We start from the raw sequence: 17,701 nt of genomic DNA, 5'->3' as shown, positions 1-17,701 counted from the left end.
TGTTTTTGTCATCCCGACCGCAGGAGGGATCTTAAAACATCCTCCTACCGAAGATCCCTCCTGCGGTCGGGATGACAAAAACACTCATTTTAAGGGGAAGTACACGAAGATGAAAATACTCTACCTAACCTTTTACTTCGAGCCAGACATTGGCCCCGGTGCATTTCGAAATACGACCTTGGTACGTGAATTGTCGCGTCAACTTGGGCCAACCGATGCGATTCATGTAATCACAACCCAACCGAATCGGTATCAATCGTATAAGCCAGCCGCATCCGACTATGAAGAGTGGCAGGAGGGGGGGTGCCCGGTTACAATTGAGCGCGTAAGTGTGCCAACCCATAAAAGTGGCAAACTGGATCAGGTTCGTTCGTTTTGGGGGTACTTCCTGGCCGCACATCGGCTCACCCGACAGCATAAATATGATCTGGTCGTTGCTTCGTCGTCACGATTATTCACCGCTCTTCTGGCCGCGATAGTGGCCCGTCGTGATGGATTTGCCCCTCGAAAACAGTCTATCCCGCTTTTTCTCGACATTCGCGATCTATTCCGGGAAGTCATGCTGGAGATGCATAAAAATCCATTGATTCGTGTGGGATTAAATTGGTTTTTAGGCGTCGTTGAACGATATACATTCGGTTGTGCTACCCATATTAATCTGGTTTCTGAAGGATTTCGAGATTATTTCCTGCCGTTCGCGCAGGCTACCTATAGTTATTTCACGAATGGAATTGATGACCTGTTTCTGACCAGTCCGAACAGTTCTGAAATCCCCAATTCGCGATGTAAAACGATCCTCTATGCGGGCAATATTGGCGAAGGGCAGGGCTTGCACACCATCATTCCACAAGCGGCCCGGCAGTTGGGCAACGGTTATCGCTTCATTATTTTTGGTAATGGGGGTGCCACACGTAAACTTGACGCAGCACTTCGGGCAGAGAACGTCAGGAATGTTGAGCTATACGAGCCTGTTAGTCAGGCCGAATTGATAGCACAGTACCAACAGGCCGACTATCTGTTTGTTCACCTCAATAAACTGGATGCTTTTGCGCGGGTGTTACCCTCTAAATTATTTGAGTACGGCGCCACCAATAAACCCATTATTGCGGGCGTGTCGGGTTATGCGGCTTCGTTTGTGCGCCAACATCTGCCTAATCATATTTTGTTCACTCCCGGCGATGTCGTTGATTTAGTCAGGCAAGTGCGCGAAACACCTTATTACACGGCCATGAGAACAGATTTTAGAACGCAGTTTCGGCGACAAGCCATTAGTCAGGCAATTGCCCGGCAGGTGCTGAAAACGCTGGATAACAAAGGTCATCGTCAATCAACTACGCCCAAACACGCCACACTATGAACATTCTGATGACGGGCGCGTCGGGTTTTTTGGGGAGTCGAATTTATCAAACGCTGGTGTCTGAACATACGTTGACAACCATTGGACGAACGCCGTGCAGTCCCCGCCATATTTACTGCGACTTGGCTGAGCAAGTGCCTGTGTTGCCAAATGAACAGGTTGACCTCGTCATTAACGCTGCCGGGAAAGCCGACTCGGTAGCCCGTAATGCCGCCGAACGTGCCGATTATCAGCGGGTCAATGTGCAGGGAACAACTCATTTGTTGGCGGCTCTTGAGAAACAGTCCATCCTGCCAACATCAATCGTTCACTTGAGCACTGTGTTGGTGTACGGCTGTTCAGTGGGGCAATTACTTCCCGAAACAACGGCTCTTCAGGCTGTTGATCCCTATGGCATCAGTAAAATTGAGGCCGAAAAGCTACTGCGCGAGTGGGCCGCACGAACAGGCGTCCGACTGGCGATTTTGCGCTTACCGCTGGTCGTTGCCGAGCCTTTAAAGGGTAATCTGGCCACCATGCAAACCGCGATTAAGAAAGGGTATTATTTACGTATTGGCAGCGGACTTGCGCAACGAAGTATGGTTCGCGCCGACGATGTGGCAACTGTACTTACCCGCGCTGCCGACGTTGGCGGTACATTCAACCTGACCGATGGCTATCACCCGACTGTCCGTGAACTGGAGGATTCTCTTGCCCGCCAACTGGGTAGGCGCAGGCCGATTCCAGCTATTCCATTACCGTTAATAAAAGCCCTTGCCCGTGTTGGCGACAGTATCAATGCTGTGGTTGGTCGGCGGTTTCCGCTCGATTCGATTGCCGTACGGAAATTGACAAGTACGTTGACCTTCTCCGATGAACTAGCTCGGCAACAACTCAGCTGGAACCCCTGCCCCGTACTTGACTTATTCCGATGAGCCTGACTCTCTATATCATACTTACGTTCGTATTGATCGGCGCTGAATGGATCTATATTCGCCTGGCACGTTCGTATGGCTGGTTCGATCTGCCAAATGCGCGTAGTGCCCATACTAATTCAACCACTGTTCGGGCGGGAGGAGTCGTGTTTTACCTTGCGGTGGTCGGTGCCATCTGGATCGGCAAACTCAACTTGCCGTACTTCGCCCTGGGCCTGACAGCCATTGCAGTGGTTAGTTTCTGGGACGACCTTAGGCCGTTGCCCAAACGCTACCGTTTGGTGGTTCACACGCTGGCGGTAGGGTTACTGCTGATTCAGGGAAACTTGTTTGGCAGTCAGTGGTACATTATTACAGCCCTTTTTCTAGTAGGCGTTGGCATCGTGAATGCCTACAATTTTATGGATGGCGTCAATGGTATGATCGCGTTGTACAGCCTTGTTACCGTTGGCACGCTCTGGTATTGTCAGGCTCAGACCCTACCGGGAGCGGCCTCTTTATTTCCCGGCGTATGTATATCACTCCTGATTTTTAGCTTTACCAATGTCCGTAAGCAGGCTATTTGTTTTGCGGGCGATATTGGTAGTATTTCTATGGGCTTCATTGTGCTGTATGGACTGTTGGCCGCTATCAATCGAAGCCAAACCTATCTGCCCATTTTATTTCTGGCGATCTATGGCGTAGACAGCATTGGCACCATCCTTCATCGGCTCTATGTTGGGCAACCAATTTTCCATGCGCACAAAATGCACCTTTTCCAGCTGTTGGTTCACCAGCATGGGTGGCCGCATCTGCGTGTGGCGGCCTTGTATGCCTTTGCTCAGGCGGGTATAAATGTATTAGTGATTTTGGCTCTGGATTGGTCGACGTTGAATCAACTCGCATTAGCGGGATTGATTTTGAGCGCGCTGATTGTGGGTTATGTATGGGTGAAGTTTCGATTAGTCAGCGCTCCGAAAAGGGTTGGATTTTACGTTTGGCGATTATAGTATATGGCATCTAGGTTTTACGTTTACTGTACAAATGAATATAAGATCATTTTAGAAAATAAATAAGTACGTTTATACTGTATGAAGACTATTAACACTGTACTCCTAGTAGTTGCTGTACCCCTTTTTATATTCTTTCTGATCGGAATGCGTCGGGTCAGCCAAAATAAGACAATAGCAACAGTAGCCTGGTTATTGATTGTTAGCATAGTGCTGGCATTCATCTTTTATTGAAATAATGCAATTCAGTAACCATTTTACCTGCGATCTAAACTTGTTCTATTTTAATGCTTGGCTCATAATTCAAATAATATGACTGATATTAGTTATAAGATAGATTGCCTTCGATAACTAGCCTTATAAAGAAATTATTGCGTGAAAGGAAAAGCAGAAAATGATAAACCGCTGCTAGTTTACAGGATACTTTGAAGTACAGGCTCATAGAGTGTCTCGTCATTGAATGGAATCGGGCCGAGAACAGACTTGATGATACCATTCTTGTCAATCTCGTCATAAGTTAATCCACCGCGTGTGCTCAGTGGTTCACCGGGCCAAAAGTATCACAAAGATTTTACACCATCACTTGCATAAACCCTGGAAATCTAAGCGGTCAATTGCTTTACCAACTGAGCTGCGAAGTCATTTTTATGCCTTGTATGATAATAAGTATTAGATTTTTGGTCGTTGCAATACGTGACAATTTATTAGAATTGGTTGACAAAATACAGGCGATTTACTACCTTTGACATATAGCTTGCAAGCACAGCTTAATAGAAAATAATAGCATCAGCTAATATTGACTATACATAGTATAAGCGGTACTCAACTATAGCGACCATTGTATATTCATGGCCCAAGAAACCGCTCCAGGTATTTCATTTCAATGGGATACTGGCAATGTTCAACACATCATCAGTGATTACCCAACACGGGGCAATACCACAAACGAAGTCGAGAGTTTATTTACAGATCCGGCTTTGGCTTCACTTCCAGATCGTGTAGATAGTAAAGGAGAGCAACGTTATAAAGCTGTTGGTTGTAGCAACCTAAATCGGATTTTATATGTTGCTTTTTCGTACAGAAATGGTCAAGTTAGGCCCATCAGTTGTCGGCCAGCCAGCCGAAAAGAACGCGAACGATATGCTCAAATCATCCAGGACTCACGATAAGAATGTAACTCCAGCTAAACAGCCAACATTTCGTGCTGTGATTAAAAATGGCATGACCGAGAAAGAAATGAAAGAATCAGGCGACGAATGGGCCAATCACAAAGGATCGTATATGACGCTGGCTGACGTAATTATCCTCGAAAATGAGAAGCAAAGTAAATCGTAGACTAGTTTATCAACGTAATAGCGGTTATTAAACAGGTCTTGTGAAATGCAAAAGGGACATCGTTTGTCCCCTTTTACGTTTTTTACATTGCTACCAACTGAGCTACGAAGTCATTTTTGCGTCTGAGATGTAAACATAGTCGGCATGTGCAGAATATAAAATACTTATAGTCATCTAGATAGCAAAAAGTAGGAGTCAGAGTACAGTCACTATAATTTTCTGGCGCACAAAAAGGGTCGGTTTTTCAAAACCGACCCTACATTATTAATATAGCTGTTTTCTGGCTGTTTGCCGAAATGTTATTTCACACTCTTGCCAATGGCAATCAGGTTTTCGGGTGTTTGCAGACCCAGCACCTTTTTCAATATTTTTCCATTACCGTCTATGAATAGCAACGTTGGATAGGCTTCCAGCGGATATACCTGTGCTAGGGCAGGGCCTTCGCCTTTTTCCATGTCCATTTTTACGTTGATAAACTTCTCGTTGTAAAAATCGCCAACGGCTTTCTTAGTGAACACGTTTTTCTGGAGCAGTTTGCAGGGGCCGCACCAGCTAGCGTAGGCATCCAGGAAAATGACCTTTTTCTCGGCTTTCGCCTTTTTTAAAATATCTCTCCAGGAAGCTTCTGTAAACTGAATACCTTCTGCCTCACTGATCGAAACACGCTTGCTGTCGCTGGCGCGGTTCAGCTTGGGTGGGTGAATGGCATGAGTTGGTACAGAATGGATTCCCACCAGCAGGATAGCCAGTAGCCAAATTACTTTTTTCATAGTCGAACCGGTGTTCCGGCAGTCTTTTTGGTTTCGGGATGATAACGAACGAATCGGCCACTTTCGTTTCCGCCGATACGCTGTTTTATAGAACATAATTAACTCTTATACGGGCAAATTGCAAATCATGTGCCATTCTCCTTATTCTTTCCGAACTTTGGGCCCCTTTTAGTCAATTATAGTATGCCTGTTAAGCAAGCCGAATTCCTCGTCAGCAACTCCGACCCGGCCCTGTGCCCCAAGCCCGACCGTCCCGAGTATGCCTTTATTGGTCGCTCGAACGTTGGCAAATCGTCGCTGATTAATATGCTGACGAGTCGCTCAACGTTGGCCAAAATTTCGGGTAAACCCGGTAAAACCCAGTTGGTTAACCATTTTATTATTGATAATGAGTGGTATCTGGTCGATCTTCCTGGCTATGGCTACGCGCAGGTTAGCAAAACCGAGCGCGAGAAGTTTGCCGGTCTCATTGATGGCTATTTGACCAGCCGACCAAACTTGTTGTGCATCTTCGTGCTGGTCGATTCGCGGATCGAGCCGCAAAAATTAGATCTCGATTTTATGACCAACCTGGGCGAAAGAGGGCTGCCATTCGTAATTGTATTTACCAAAACCGAAAAACTCAGCGTAAATAAACTGCAAACGACGCTGGACAACTATCGCGCACGGTTGCTGGAAGAATGGGAGGAGGCACCACAGTTTTTCGTTACCTCGGCCATTACAGCCGCCGGTCGCGAAGACATACTCTCGTTCATTCGCCCCCTGAATGAGGGGTACAAAAAATAAGCGAAAGAGTGAAAGAGCGCATGAGTGAAAAATAGACAGCGTGACTTTTTCGCTCATACGCTCTTTCACTCTTTCGCTTTTATGAAGGCAATACACCCAACAAAACGCACGTTACTATTTTACAAAGTCTCTCTATGGAAGCATTAAAACAGATTGCCAATGTGGCTGGCTACAGCGGCCTTTACCGAATTGTGAAACCCGGACGGGCGGGCGTCATTGTTGAGTCGTTAGATGAAAAAAAGACGAAAACGATGATGGGCCCAACAGCTCGCGTGTCGGTCCTGAACGATATTTCGATGTATGTCAATGATGATAGCGAAGAACAATCCGTATCACTGGGGCAGGTTTTGGCGGCAATCGATGAAAAATATGGTGATACCCTGACAGTTGATCCAAAAGGCTCAGCCGAAGAGCTGGCTGAATTTATGGCTTCGGTCGTTCCCAACTACGACCGTGACCGTGTTCGCACAACCGACATTAAAAAACTTATTATCTGGTACGGAATCCTGCGTCAATTTGCTCCTGATGTATTCATGGCAGCGGCTGAGGAGCCTACAGCAGAACCTGTAGCAATCGAAGAAGCAGTTAATGAGGAAGTGCCAGTTGCCAACGAAAGCGAAGCCCCAAAGGCATCCGACGTATAAAAGCCTAAACATAGGTACCTCTTACCGAGTTAATGCATCAGGTAAGACGAATAAAATTCTTCATTTTCAGTGAGAACAGAAAAGCCGCGATGACCATTGGTTTCGCGGCTTTTTAGTGAGCAAACGTTGTTGAGTTGTACGTTATTAATCTACCGTACTCAATTTCACCGTGTTGGTACGACGAGCCTGCGTTAAAGGCATGCTGAGCGTATTGATGAAAATATCGCCAGATTCCAGATGACCCTGGCTAATGAGTATTTGTTTGATACCTTCCACCGTCTGGTCGACAGTTATATTCGTATCTGGCTCGTAAGGCATCACCTGAACACCCCAGTACAGACCCAGCGTGTTGCGCAGCTGGGCGTCTTTCGAGAACACAAACAGATCGGCTTTGGGGCGGTGATGCGAAAGCCGCACGGCCGTATACCCTGAGTTTGTGATACCAATAATGGCTTTTGCTTTTGTGTCGCGGGCTAAGCGGCATGCACTCATCACCACATTGTCGTTGATGGCATTTTCGCTTGGCTGCTCGTTTACCTGGGCGTGGTAGCGATAATAAATTTTGTCGGTAGAGGTTTCAACCTGCCGGATGGTGTTGGCCATGCTTTCGACCGCCAGAATCGGGTATTTGCCCGATGCTGTTTCGGCACTTAGCATAACGGCATCCGCGCCGTCCATAACCGAGTTGGCAATATCATTAACTTCGGCGCGGGTCGGGCGGGGGGCGTCAATCATGCTTTCGAGCATCTGCGTCGCCACAATAACTGGCTTGGCCGCCCGATTACACTTTTCAACCAGCATTTTCTGAATCATCGGAACCTCTTCGGCGGGTAGTTCAACACCGAGGTCACCACGGGCAACCATCAGTCCGTCCGTTGCGGCAATAATTTCGTCGATATTCTGAATGGCTTCAGGTTTTTCAATTTTCGCGATCACGCGGCTTGTCTTCCCTTTCGACCGGATATATTCTTTGATTTCGAGAATTTCGGAGGCTTCCCGCACAAACGACAGGGCAATCCACTCGGCATTATGCTCCAGACCAAATTCGAGGTCTTCCCAGTCTTTTTCGGTAACAGCGGGCATAGACACCTTCGTGTTTGGTAGGTTTACACCTTTCTTCGATTTCATCGAGCCACCGTAAACGACTTCTGTTACAACATCGGTACCTTCTGTTCTCAGTACTTTTACTTCTAACTTACCGTCGTCCATCAGGATACGCTCGCCCGCATGTACATCCCGATACATGTTTTTGTAGGGTGTACTGACGCGTTCGGAGGTGCCAATGATATCGTCATTTGTGAAGACAAGTTCCTGACCGGCCACGATCATAACGCCATCTTTGTGCTCAACATTACCAATGCGAATTTTAGGCCCCTGCAAATCCTGCAGTACGCAAAGATTGAGGTTATATTCTGCATTCAGTTCGCGAATGCGGGTTAAGCGCATCAAATGGTCTTCGTGAGTGCCATGAGAGAAATTGAGCCGGAATACATTTACTCCTGCTTTGGCTAATGCCAACAACTGTTCTTTCGTATCGGAAGCCGGGCCAACAGTGGCTACGATCTTGGTTTTCTTAGACATGAGGGGCGGGAAAAATTGGGCATAATCAGCCATAAGCCAGTGCAAAAATAAGCGTATGGTCTGATAATCGGTGGTTTTTGTGTAAATTTTACAAGAAGCCGTACAATCCGGCGTTACCAAATGGTTTCGACAAGATCGTTATAAAGAGGGAAATTATGATCTGACGAAATAATTTTCAGGCCATCGGCGAGGGCAATGGCTAGTAACATGCGGTCGAAAGGGTCGCGGTGGTGATCGAAGAAAGGGATATTCTGATAGGATTCAATATGATTCGCCCCTAGAGGTAACCATACAAAACCCGATAACAAAGCTTCCTGAATAATTTGATGGATTGGCCATTTAATACCGCTATCTCTACCAAGTGCTGTTTTTATTGCAATTTCATAAAAATTGATTGGACTTACATAGACCGTGTTGGCTTCCTGAATGCAAGTGCGAGTCGTTTTTGTAAGCCTGTCTGAATTGGTGAGCGACCAAATTAAGGCCTGGGTATCCAGCAAAATAGTCATTACATATAATCTTTTAGATCATCCAGGGGGTCATTAAATTCTTTGGATGACCAATAAGGGTCAGTAAATGTTCCTTTAAGGCGTCCAAATTGACGCGTCGGTTTTTCCTCATTTTCGACGGTATCTTCTACCAATGTCACAATCACTTTGGCAGATTTGCTTTTCACCGGCAATTCTTCGTCCAGAATAATCTGCCCGTTTTTGTAGGTTCCTGTTACCGTTGCCAGCATAGTTGTGTGCGTTTTTAGCAATAACGTAAAATACTTACAAACAATCCACATCGGCCACGATGCTCACCTGCCGTAGGCCCTTATCGGTAAGAATGTCGTTAATACGGTCCTGAATAAAGGTTTTCACCGCTTTTATGTTCACTTTCTCCCGCTCTATCTTAATAAGGATATCGAACAGAAACTGATTTCGAATCCGTTCAACGAGAGGTTCTTCGGGACCTAAAACACGGCTGCTACCCAAAGCGTCGGTCAATTCGGCGGCTAGCCGCTGGGCAGCCTGATGGCTGATGGCCCGGTCGGTATGGCGAATGGTTAGTTTAATGAGTCGCGAGAAGGGCGGGTAATTGAAATCCTGCCGCTCTTTCAGTTCTTCCTCATAGAGTCCTTTATAATTGTTGTCAATTACTTTTTGCAGTACCGGCTGTTGTGGGTTGCTGGTCTGAATCAGCACCGTTCCCTGCCGCCCGGCGCGTCGCCCGGCCCGGCCGCTCACCTGAGTAATCATCTGGAAGGCGCGTTCAGTGGCGCGGAAATCGGGGAAGTGAATGAGTCGATCCGCATCGAAAATACCTACCAAACTAACATTGTCGAAATCGAGTCCTTTCGTGATCATCTGAGTACCAACCAGAATATCGACCTGACCACCTTCAAATTCCTGAATAATTTGCTGATAGGCATTTTTGGCACGCGTTGTGTCTAAGTCCATGCGCAAAACCCGCGATTGCGGAAAGAAAATCTGTAGCTGATCTTCCAATTTTTCCGTCCCGAACCCAATCGTCTTCACCTTTGTGGAGCCGCAGGTGGGGCACAGGCGCGGCACGCTTTCTTTATGACCGCAGTAGTGGCATCGCAACTCAGCGTCGCGTTGGTGATAGGTCAGGCTAACGGCGCAGTTAGGGCACTCGGCGGTCCAATCGCAGTCTTCGCACTGCATATAGGGTGAATAGCCCCGACGGTTTTGAAACAGAATACTTTGTTCTTTTCGCTCCATATTGGCTTCCAGCGCACCGAGCAGGGCCGATGAAAATTCATTTTTCATCGTCTTCTGCTTTTTCTCCTGCTGCACATTCACCAGTGTAATGTTGGGCAACGTTGCTTCGCCAAATCGCTGGAATAACTCCACCAGACCATAGCGCCCCTGTTTTGCCTGATAATAGGTTTCGAGAGCGGGCGTCGCCGATCCTAGTAATACTTTGGCCTGCTGCCAGTGCGCCAGCATGATGGCTACATCGCGGGCATGATAACGGGGAGCAGGATCGTGTTGCTTATAGCTCGTTTCGTGCTCCTCGTCCACAATAATCAGCCCTAAATTGTCGAACGGTAAAAATACCGCCGACCGCACACCGACCACAAACTGGTACTGTCCCGACACAACACCTTTCCAGACCTCGACACGCTCATTGTCTGAAAACTTGGAATGGTAAATGCCCATCGTATCGCCAAATACCCGTTGCAGACGCACCACAATCTGGGTTGTCAGGGCAATTTCGGGCAGTAGGTATAATACCTGTGAGCCGCTGTTCAGGGCTTGTTGAATAAGGTCGATATACACCTCCGTCTTACCGCTTCCCGTAATGCCGTGCAGCAGCACAATGTTCTGGCTCTCGAACTGAGCCATGATCTGTGATGATGCGGATCGCTGTGCATCGGTCAGTTTAATTTCTACCTGAGGTAGCCCGGCGTCGTTATCCGAAAAGCGGGGTTGAATGATTTCAAACGTTTCGAAAACCTGGTTTTTAATTAGCGTTGACAGCGAGGATTGCGAAAGTTCATCATCCTGATTGAGAATGGTTTTGTCTAAACCTTTTTGATTGAGTGAGGGGGTGCGCTGCAGGGGGACATGGCTCAGGTAGCGCATAACAACCTCTTGCTGTTTGGGTAGTTTTTCGAGCCGTTGAAGCAGCACCAGAAGTTGTTCCCGCTCTTCATAATTACGATTAAGCCTAACCTTACGTACCATTTTCGGGACGTATTTCTCCCTGACTTCTTCAAATACAATGATGGCCTTTTTGCCTATCAGCGATTTGATAATAGCGGCTGCATTGCTGCCTTCGCCCATGAGCCGCTCAAGTTCTTCGTACGATAAGGCCGAATGCTTCTTGAGTTCAGTGAGCAGTACTTCTTCAAATTCAGTAAGTAGTTCAGGGTAATCAAAGTCAGGATTGAACTGCACTTTCGATTGACTCGAAATTTTCAGGCCCGAAGGGAGCGCTACATTCATCACTTCCCCTATGCAGCACATATAGTATTCGGATATCCATCCAAATAGTTCTAGTTGGTAGCTTGTTGTTAATGGGATTTCATCCAGCAGTTCATTTATGTAACGAGCCTGATAGGTAGCTGGCGGTGTATTATGAAGCTTTGCAACGATGGCTGTCAATACCCTGCCGTTTTTTTTTCCGAATGGAACAATAACTCTGGCACCAATTTTGATGTCATCGGCCATCCCGCGTGGAACGCGGTAAGTAAATAATTTAGGTACCGGTATAGGCAAAATTAAATCGGCGAAGAAAGTTATTTCTTCAGAGTCAAATGACGAAAACAATGTATTGGCTTGGTTTTCCACAATTAAAGCGTACGTCGAGTAAAGATACAGAGAAAACCCCCAGCCACTGGCAAAGCTTTTGCCTAAATAGTACTGATTCATCTGTACGTATCAATACGTTTGATGAGAAAGTATATCTGTTATTTTTTTGATCGAAATGTATAGTATACATATTTATACATTTTTGAGTCGTAGACTAAGTAACATAGAGTACGTTAACAAATACCTCTTAATATGAAGAAACTTTACATATTTACAGTCTTTCTACTGGTTTTTGGGTGTATTGGAGCAGCCCAGGCCCAGGTGAAAGGAGTGGTTTTTAGGGATTTTGATCTGAATGGAGTCCGATCCGATACATTACCAATTGAAGTAGGCATTGCTGGAGTAACCGTTCTGGCTTTTGTCGATTTAAATAAAACGCCGGTTCAGACACTCACAGATGCCCAAGGCAATTACGCCTTTAGTGCCTCTGCTATTCCGGTAGGTATGCCTGTGCGCATTGAATTTAGCAAGTTGCCCACAGGAGACTATAACGGCCCGTATGGTACAGGTAGCGGCACGAGTGTACAGTTTGTAAAAGCCCCGGCTGAGCATGTAAATATTGGTATCAACTACCCCGCCGACTACTGCCAGCGAACGGGTGTACGGTTAATTGTTCCGTGTTATGTAAATGGCAATTCGCAGACAACGACCGATGCCAATGGCAATTTGGTTGCCGATGAAAAACAGTCAGCTAAAGCGGATGTACTGGTTGATATAGCTTACGAGGCTTCCGGTATGGCAGGGCCATCGAATTTCCCGCCCAATCACCTGGCGTTTGGTAGCCAGGTAGGCGCCGTATGGTCATTGGCCTATCAGCGCCGAAACAAAAAAATACTCAGCGCAGCTGTGGTTAAGCGGCACATGAGCTTTGGGCCGCTTGGCACCGGTGGTATCTACATGACCGATGCTGTTACGCATACTACTACAAGTTTTCTGAATGTTAAAACGCTTGGTATCGATACCGGTACAGATCCCCACAGTGGTCTCTTTGGCGATAAGACTCAGGCTAGTACAGATGCTGGAGCAATGAACGCTGTAGGGCGCATTAGTTTCGGTGGGATGGATATGTCGGAGGATGATAAAACCATCTATTTCATAAATCTGAAAGATCGGAAAGTATACGGTGTCTTTGTCAATTCACCAGCGGTCGTTCCAACATCACAAACAGCGGTAAAATCATGGTCAATTCCTGATCCAGGCTGTTCAAACGGTGATTTCCGTCCCTGGGCACTTAAAGTTCATCATGGCAAAATTTATGTAGGCGTCGTTTGTTCGGCTGAAACATCGCAGCAGAAAAGCGACCTCAAAGCAACTATTTATCGCTTCGATCCCAAAGCCGCTTCGCCTGTTTTTGACGAGATACTGGCGTTTCCGCTTGATTTCCGGCGTGGCGCGGCCGATTTGACAGGCACTTGTATACAGTATGATCATTGGTTACCCTGGACAGACGCCTGGCCAACGGCCTGCGGGCAGGGTAGCAATCCGAATTTTGTCATGTATCCGCAACCCATTGTAACGGATTTGGAATTTGATGATGATGGCTCGATGATGATTGGCTTTATGGACAGGTTCGGCAATATGGTGGGAGTGGCCAACCACGATCCACAGGGTAATGGGGGGTTTGACGGCTTCACCGGTGGCGACCTACTGCGGGCTTACAATAACAACGGGACGCTTGAACTGGAGAAAAACGGTAAGTCAGGTAATTTAACCGGGAGCGGGGTTGGGAACAACGAAGGACCTCTGGACGCAAATAATGTAGGTGGTGAGTTTTTTGGAAGCGATAACTGGACTTTCTTCGGCAATGTTGCCCACGCGGAGGTGACTAACGGTGCGCTTAGCTTTATTCCGGGTTATACAGAAATTCTCACATCGGCTTTTGATCCTATAGCACAAACCTATCAGTCAGGTGGTCTGAAAGTATTTAACAGTAAAACAGGTGCCACGAGTCGAAATTATGTCTTATACACACTGGATGCCGCGCCGGGCTCATTTGGCAAAGCTGCCGGGTTGGGCGACATAAAAGCCTTATGTGACCCCGCCGGTGTCGAAATTGGTAACCGTGTATGGTTCGATGACAATCGTGACGGTATTCAGGATGCTTATGAACCGGGTATCGATGGCATTGTGCTGACACTTCACGATATGGAAAAGGGGGGTAGCTTAATGGCTACCCAAACCACACATGATGGTGGACAGTTTTATTTTAATAAGAGTACTGTGCCAGGGGGGCTGGAATATGACCATAAGTATGAAATACGAATGGACACCATCCAACTGCCAAATTTTGATATAACCCTTGCCGGCGTTAAACCTTTATCAGCAACAGGGGGTCGAGTAGCAGCTCGGGCGGCTGGTGCCCGGCAGGCACTCGCTAGCCCACAACGGTATTATACGCTCTCGCCCGCCAACCGAACCGGCTTTAGCAATCCAGATATGCGCGATTCCAATGCTCAACTGGTTGGTGGATCGGCCGTTATCGCCGTGACGTCTCTCGATGCCGGGCAAAATGACTTCACCTATGACTTTTCTATCTATTCTTGTCCCAAACTGACTAGTGAACAAGACAGTATTTCGCTGTGTCCTGGCGCTAAAGTCGATTCCATTGCAGTCGTTGGTAGTTACTTTAGTCGGGTTGACTCGGTTCGGTTTGTGTTGTTTACAAGCCCGCAATCGGGTACGGCCATGTATGAGTCTGGTGGTGTAGTGCTCAGTACAACAAAACTAAATGAAGTCACAAATCGGGCTGTACTCTATAATCCTGCCATCAACACCAATTCTGCAATTACTAGTCAATATATTTATGCTATCATCTATCCCACGCCAGAAAATCCTTCCTGTCGGCAGTCGGATGTGACGGTAGTCAAGCTGTCTCCTTCTCTGGTGGCCAGGGCCACGGGTGGTCAGCTGAATTGCTCGATCAAAAGTGTAACGCTCAAGGGATCAGTTAAATACAGCAATGGTACGGCGGCTCCGTCGGCAACCTATGCCTGGACGGGGCCCAACAGCTTTAGCAGTTCGGTTCAGAACCCAAGCGTTACCGAGTCGGGGAGTTACACCCTGACGGTAGGTGATCCGGCTTGCCCTGGCAGTTTTACCACGACCATTGCGGAGGTGACTTCAGACACCATATCGCCTACTATGAGTACCTCGGTGGTGGCCAGGACTTGCCCCACCTGCGCGGCCCGCATCTCGGCCGATTCGCCGGGGGCTACCTTAAGCTGGACGGGCCCCAATGGATTCACGGCAGTAGGTGCAGGCGCGGATGTGGTGGTGGATGGCACCTACTCGGTGACGGCCACGGCCAGCAACGGTTGTTGGGTAACGGCTAGTGTGCTGGTGACACCCAGTTTCTGCCCTGCCCTGACCAACACCCAATCGTCACTCTCCCTTTGCTCGGGAGCCTCTGTGGACTCGCTGGTAACGGTTGGCCAGCACCTGAGCGGCAGCGAGTCGGTTCGGTTTGTGCTGTTCAGCAGTCCCCAGTCGGGCACGGCCATGTATGGGTCTGGTGGGGTGGTGCTGGGCACCGTTGGCTTCGATGAGCTAACCAATCGGGCTGTCCTGAAGAAGCCTCTGCTGAACACGATCAACAATGGCTCAGTCATTTCGAGTCAATATATTTATGGGCTCATTTACCCCACGCCGGTCAGTATCGAGTGCCGCCAGTCGGCGGAGACGGTGGTTCGGATACTGCCTGCTATTGTGGCCACAGCCACGAGTGGCACGCTGAGTTGTTCGGCCAAAAGTGTTCAACTCAAGGGCACGGCCCGTTATGGCGATGGAACGGTGGTGAGTCAAGCTAACTACGCCTGGATAGGCCCGAGCAACTTCATTAGCCTGGAGCGGAACCCAAGCGTTACCGAGTCGGGGAGTTACACCTTAACGGTGGTCGATTCGACCTGTCCAGGTAGTTTCACCACGACCATCACCGAGGTCACCTCAGACACTGCATCACCTATAATGAGCACCTTGGTGGTGGACAGGACTTGCCCCACCTGCACGGCTCAAATCTCGGCCGATTCGCCGGGGGCTACCTTAAGCTGGACGGGCCCCAATGGATTCACGGCAGTAGGTGCAGGCGCGGATGTGGTGGTGGATGGTACCTACTCGGTGACGGCCACGGCCAGCAACGGTTGTTGGGTAACGGCTAATCTACAGGTCATTCCGTTTAGCTGTCCAACGCCTGTGTGTGTACCTATATTGATTAACAGAATCAGGTAATAGTAGAAAAATTAGCTCGTAAAAAGTCCCCTTAGCGCAACCTTTGGGGACTTTTTGCTTGTTAGGATTATATCTCGTGGAGTATTCATGGAGATAATTGCGCATCACTGATTATTTTATGCAAACATACGACGTCATTATTGTTGGCAGTGGTCCCTGCGGACTGGCAGCTGGCATTGAAGCGGCTAAAGCCGGATTAAGTCATTTAATCCTTGAAATGGGTAGTCTGACAGAATCAATACGGCAATACCCCCGGCGAATGCGTTTTTTTTCAACGGCCGAAAATATTGAAATCGGGGGACTACCGTTTGCCATTTCGGATGTAAAAGCCGGTCGCGACGAAGCGCTTCAGTATTACCGAAAAGCTGCTGCCTATTACCACCTGAATTTTAAACTGTTCCAGGAGGTATGGGAAGTACATAAAGAGGGCGACTTATTTACGGTTACGACCAAAGCTGGTGATCATTTTTACGCCCGCAAGGTGATTATGGCAACGGGTTATTTTACGCGGCCCCGCTGGCTTAACATTCCCGGCGAAGATCTGCCGCATGTTTCACACTACTACGACGAGCCCTTTAAGTATTCGTTTACCAATGTGGTAATTATTGGCGGGTCAAACTCAACGGTTGAAGCGGCCTTAGAACTGTATCGACACGACGTGAATATTACCGTGGTTCATCGGGGCGACGATTTTCGCAGTACAGTAAAGTACTGGCTCGTGCCGGATGTGAAAAACCGCGTGAAAGAAGGTAAAATCAAAACTGCCTTCGATTCGTGTGTGACGCAAATCAATGAGAAATCGGTAACGATTAATAATCTGAAAACGGGCGAAGAAACGGAACTGCCGGCTGATTTTGTGCTAATCCTGACAGGCTATATTCCAGATGCGGAACTGCTGCGTCGCTGTGGTATTGAACTCGATCCAGTAACACAGGTTCCTACGTTTAATAAAGAAACATTTGAGACTACTGTTCCCGGTTTATACGTATGTGGTACGGTAATGGCCGGAATCTTTACGGAGAAAGTCTTTATCGAAAACGGTCGCGAACACGCCCAGGCAATCATTGATCATATAGTGGGCCGTGAAGTACACAAAGTAGCTGAGTTGATTCAGCGGATTTAATTGTATTGGCGCAAGGCCGATGTCTATTGGAACCGGCCTTGCACTCGTTACTAGTTGGAGAGTAAGTGTCTGGATAGTAATCTCTTGGCTGCAAACCAACGACGACGGGATATGGGCAAGACAACTCCTGACCGCATATAAACCAGACCACCTTTGTCTGGCTCAATCCGTTCGATGCGTTCTATATAGTGCAGGTTGACAATGCAGTTTCGATGGAGTCTGATAAACCATGCCGAAGGTAATTGAGGCACATAGTATTTCAGTGTACGTGGCATCAGCATGCGTTGTCCGTCTTTCCAGAAAAGCCAGCTATAGTTGCCCGTTGCTTGTAAAAACATTAGGTCTGATACCGGAAGAGCAAGTTGACCACTGTCACGCACATACATTTGTATGGCATCTGTGGGTAGTGCAGTTTTGGGTGGAGTTGTGTAAAGGTTTGGTCTCATAACTGTTTAGTGTGAAAAAGAGGTGAAAATTGAGTTTGATGTAGACTAAAAGGAGTTAACCTCTGTGGTTCTGCTCAAAACTAATCAGCTATATATAGCAAATAGGATTTTTGTTGTCAGTAACTATAAATGGTAGCTGAACAGCAGTATATTGTAAGTGAATGGCGGCAGTCGTACTGGTTTATAAACCGATACGACTGCCGCCA

15 protein-coding genes are annotated in these 17,701 nt (G+C 47.6%); 9 read left to right on the top strand and 6 right to left on the bottom strand.

From position 1 onward, the window contains the following. The first annotated feature begins 109 nt into the window (after positions 1-109). The 5 genes from CWM47_RS29070 (at position 110) to CWM47_RS38365 (ending at position 4,595) form a co-directional block, all read left to right on the top strand. Positions 110-1,357, top strand: a complete 1,248-nt coding sequence (locus tag CWM47_RS29070; RefSeq protein ID WP_100994106.1) for a glycosyltransferase family 4 protein — start codon at positions 110-112, stop codon at positions 1,355-1,357. Then, on the top strand, positions 1,354-2,271 hold the full coding sequence (locus tag CWM47_RS29065; RefSeq protein ID WP_100992094.1) for an NAD-dependent epimerase/dehydratase family protein: 918 nt from the start codon (positions 1,354-1,356) through the stop codon (positions 2,269-2,271). Before CWM47_RS29070 ends, CWM47_RS29065 begins: the two co-directional genes overlap by 4 nt. Next, positions 2,268-3,260: an MraY family glycosyltransferase gene (locus CWM47_RS29060; protein WP_100992093.1), complete on the top strand. Its 993-nt coding sequence runs from the start codon at positions 2,268-2,270 to the stop codon at positions 3,258-3,260. Before CWM47_RS29065 ends, CWM47_RS29060 begins: the two co-directional genes overlap by 4 nt. A gap of 848 nt (positions 3,261-4,108) precedes the next feature. After that, complete coding sequence (locus CWM47_RS29055; RefSeq protein WP_100992092.1) at positions 4,109-4,429, top strand: BrnT family toxin; 321 nt, start codon at positions 4,109-4,111, stop codon at positions 4,427-4,429. Next, positions 4,323-4,595 (top strand): hypothetical protein, encoded by a 273-nt coding sequence (locus CWM47_RS38365; protein WP_240626011.1) that lies wholly within the window; start codon positions 4,323-4,325, stop codon positions 4,593-4,595. Before CWM47_RS29055 ends, CWM47_RS38365 begins: the two co-directional genes overlap by 107 nt. 299 nt (positions 4,596-4,894) lie before the next feature. On the opposite strand, the gene CWM47_RS29050 is transcribed toward CWM47_RS38365, so the two are convergent. Then, positions 4,895-5,365 carry a thioredoxin family protein gene (locus CWM47_RS29050; protein WP_100994105.1) on the bottom strand — a complete coding sequence of 157 codons (471 nt, stop codon included), beginning with the start codon at positions 5,363-5,365 and terminating at the stop codon, positions 4,895-4,897. Between the two features lie 183 nt (positions 5,366-5,548). Between CWM47_RS29050 and yihA the strand changes: the two genes are divergently transcribed. Both yihA and CWM47_RS29040 read left to right on the top strand, forming a co-directional pair. Continuing rightward, positions 5,549-6,151, top strand: a complete 603-nt coding sequence (yihA, locus tag CWM47_RS29045) for a ribosome biogenesis GTP-binding protein YihA/YsxC (RefSeq protein ID WP_100992091.1) — start codon at positions 5,549-5,551, stop codon at positions 6,149-6,151. Positions 6,152-6,285: 134 nt separating this feature from the next. After that, positions 6,286-6,795, top strand: coding sequence for a DUF5606 family protein (locus CWM47_RS29040; RefSeq protein WP_100992090.1), 510 nt, complete (start codon positions 6,286-6,288; stop codon positions 6,793-6,795). A 144-nt stretch (positions 6,796-6,939) separates the two neighbouring features. On the opposite strand, the gene pyk is transcribed toward CWM47_RS29040, so the two are convergent. From pyk to priA, 4 genes are all read right to left on the bottom strand, one after another. Continuing rightward, entirely contained in the window at positions 6,940-8,376 is a 1,437-nt protein-coding gene (pyk, locus tag CWM47_RS29035) for a pyruvate kinase (protein ID WP_100994104.1), read from the bottom strand. A 113-nt stretch (positions 8,377-8,489) separates the two neighbouring features. Next, positions 8,490-8,885: a type II toxin-antitoxin system VapC family toxin gene (locus tag CWM47_RS29030; RefSeq protein ID WP_100992089.1), complete on the bottom strand. Its 396-nt coding sequence runs from the start codon at positions 8,883-8,885 to the stop codon at positions 8,490-8,492. Further along, the gene (locus CWM47_RS29025; RefSeq protein WP_100992088.1) at positions 8,885-9,115 is read right to left on the bottom strand and encodes a hypothetical protein; all 231 of its coding nucleotides are present in this window, start codon (positions 9,113-9,115) and stop codon (positions 8,885-8,887) included. Before CWM47_RS29025 ends, CWM47_RS29030 begins: the two co-directional genes overlap by 1 nt. 34 nt (positions 9,116-9,149) lie before the next feature. Then, positions 9,150-11,762 carry a replication restart helicase PriA gene (gene priA / locus CWM47_RS29020; protein ID WP_394341954.1) on the bottom strand — a complete coding sequence of 871 codons (2,613 nt, stop codon included), beginning with the start codon at positions 11,760-11,762 and terminating at the stop codon, positions 9,150-9,152. 132 nt (positions 11,763-11,894) lie between these two features. Here priA and CWM47_RS29015 point away from each other — a divergent pair, with 132 nt between their 5' ends. Together CWM47_RS29015 and CWM47_RS29010 are read left to right on the top strand one after the other, a co-directional pair. Continuing rightward, positions 11,895-15,926 (top strand): SdrD B-like domain-containing protein, encoded by a 4,032-nt coding sequence (locus tag CWM47_RS29015; RefSeq protein WP_100992087.1) that lies wholly within the window; start codon positions 11,895-11,897, stop codon positions 15,924-15,926. 118 nt (positions 15,927-16,044) lie between these two features. After that, a complete protein-coding gene (locus CWM47_RS29010; protein ID WP_100992086.1) occupies positions 16,045-17,049 on the top strand; it encodes a YpdA family putative bacillithiol disulfide reductase in 1,005 nt (334 codons plus the stop codon). A gap of 50 nt (positions 17,050-17,099) precedes the next feature. On the opposite strand, the gene CWM47_RS29005 is transcribed toward CWM47_RS29010, so the two are convergent. Then, the gene (locus CWM47_RS29005; RefSeq protein ID WP_100992085.1) at positions 17,100-17,495 is read right to left on the bottom strand and encodes a LytR/AlgR family response regulator transcription factor; all 396 of its coding nucleotides are present in this window, start codon (positions 17,493-17,495) and stop codon (positions 17,100-17,102) included. Between the last annotated feature and the right edge of the window lie 206 nt (positions 17,496-17,701).

Source organism: Spirosoma pollinicola, assembly GCF_002831565.1.
Classification (GTDB): Bacteria; Bacteroidota; Bacteroidia; order Cytophagales; family Spirosomataceae; genus Spirosoma; species Spirosoma pollinicola.
This window is presented reverse-complemented; position numbering and strand designations above follow the sequence as displayed.

Excerpts from the sequence above, each read along its gene's own strand:
- CWM47_RS29070 (WP_100994106.1), top strand. The coding sequence starts at position 110 with ATGAAAATACTCTACCTAACCTTTTACTTCGAGCCAGACATTGGCCCC.
- CWM47_RS29065 (WP_100992094.1), top strand. The coding sequence starts at position 1,354 with ATGAACATTCTGATGACGGGCGCGTCGGGTTTTTTGGGGAGTCGAATT.
- CWM47_RS29060 (WP_100992093.1), top strand. The coding sequence starts at position 2,268 with ATGAGCCTGACTCTCTATATCATACTTACGTTCGTATTGATCGGCGCT.
- CWM47_RS29055 (WP_100992092.1), top strand. The coding sequence starts at position 4,109 with ATGGCCCAAGAAACCGCTCCAGGTATTTCATTTCAATGGGATACTGGC.
- CWM47_RS38365 (WP_240626011.1), top strand. The coding sequence starts at position 4,323 with ATGTTGCTTTTTCGTACAGAAATGGTCAAGTTAGGCCCATCAGTTGTC.
- CWM47_RS29050 (WP_100994105.1), bottom strand. The coding sequence starts at position 5,365 with ATGAAAAAAGTAATTTGGCTACTGGCTATCCTGCTGGTGGGAATCCAT.
- yihA (WP_100992091.1), top strand. The coding sequence starts at position 5,549 with ATGCCTGTTAAGCAAGCCGAATTCCTCGTCAGCAACTCCGACCCGGCC.
- CWM47_RS29040 (WP_100992090.1), top strand. The coding sequence starts at position 6,286 with ATGGAAGCATTAAAACAGATTGCCAATGTGGCTGGCTACAGCGGCCTT.
- pyk (WP_100994104.1), bottom strand. The coding sequence starts at position 8,376 with ATGTCTAAGAAAACCAAGATCGTAGCCACTGTTGGCCCGGCTTCCGAT.
- CWM47_RS29030 (WP_100992089.1), bottom strand. The coding sequence starts at position 8,885 with ATGACTATTTTGCTGGATACCCAGGCCTTAATTTGGTCGCTCACCAAT.
- CWM47_RS29025 (WP_100992088.1), bottom strand. The coding sequence starts at position 9,115 with ATGCTGGCAACGGTAACAGGAACCTACAAAAACGGGCAGATTATTCTG.
- priA (WP_394341954.1), bottom strand. The coding sequence starts at position 11,762 with ATGAATCAGTACTATTTAGGCAAAAGCTTTGCCAGTGGCTGGGGGTTT.
- CWM47_RS29015 (WP_100992087.1), top strand. The coding sequence starts at position 11,895 with ATGAAGAAACTTTACATATTTACAGTCTTTCTACTGGTTTTTGGGTGT.
- CWM47_RS29010 (WP_100992086.1), top strand. The coding sequence starts at position 16,045 with ATGCAAACATACGACGTCATTATTGTTGGCAGTGGTCCCTGCGGACTG.
- CWM47_RS29005 (WP_100992085.1), bottom strand. The coding sequence starts at position 17,495 with ATGAGACCAAACCTTTACACAACTCCACCCAAAACTGCACTACCCACA.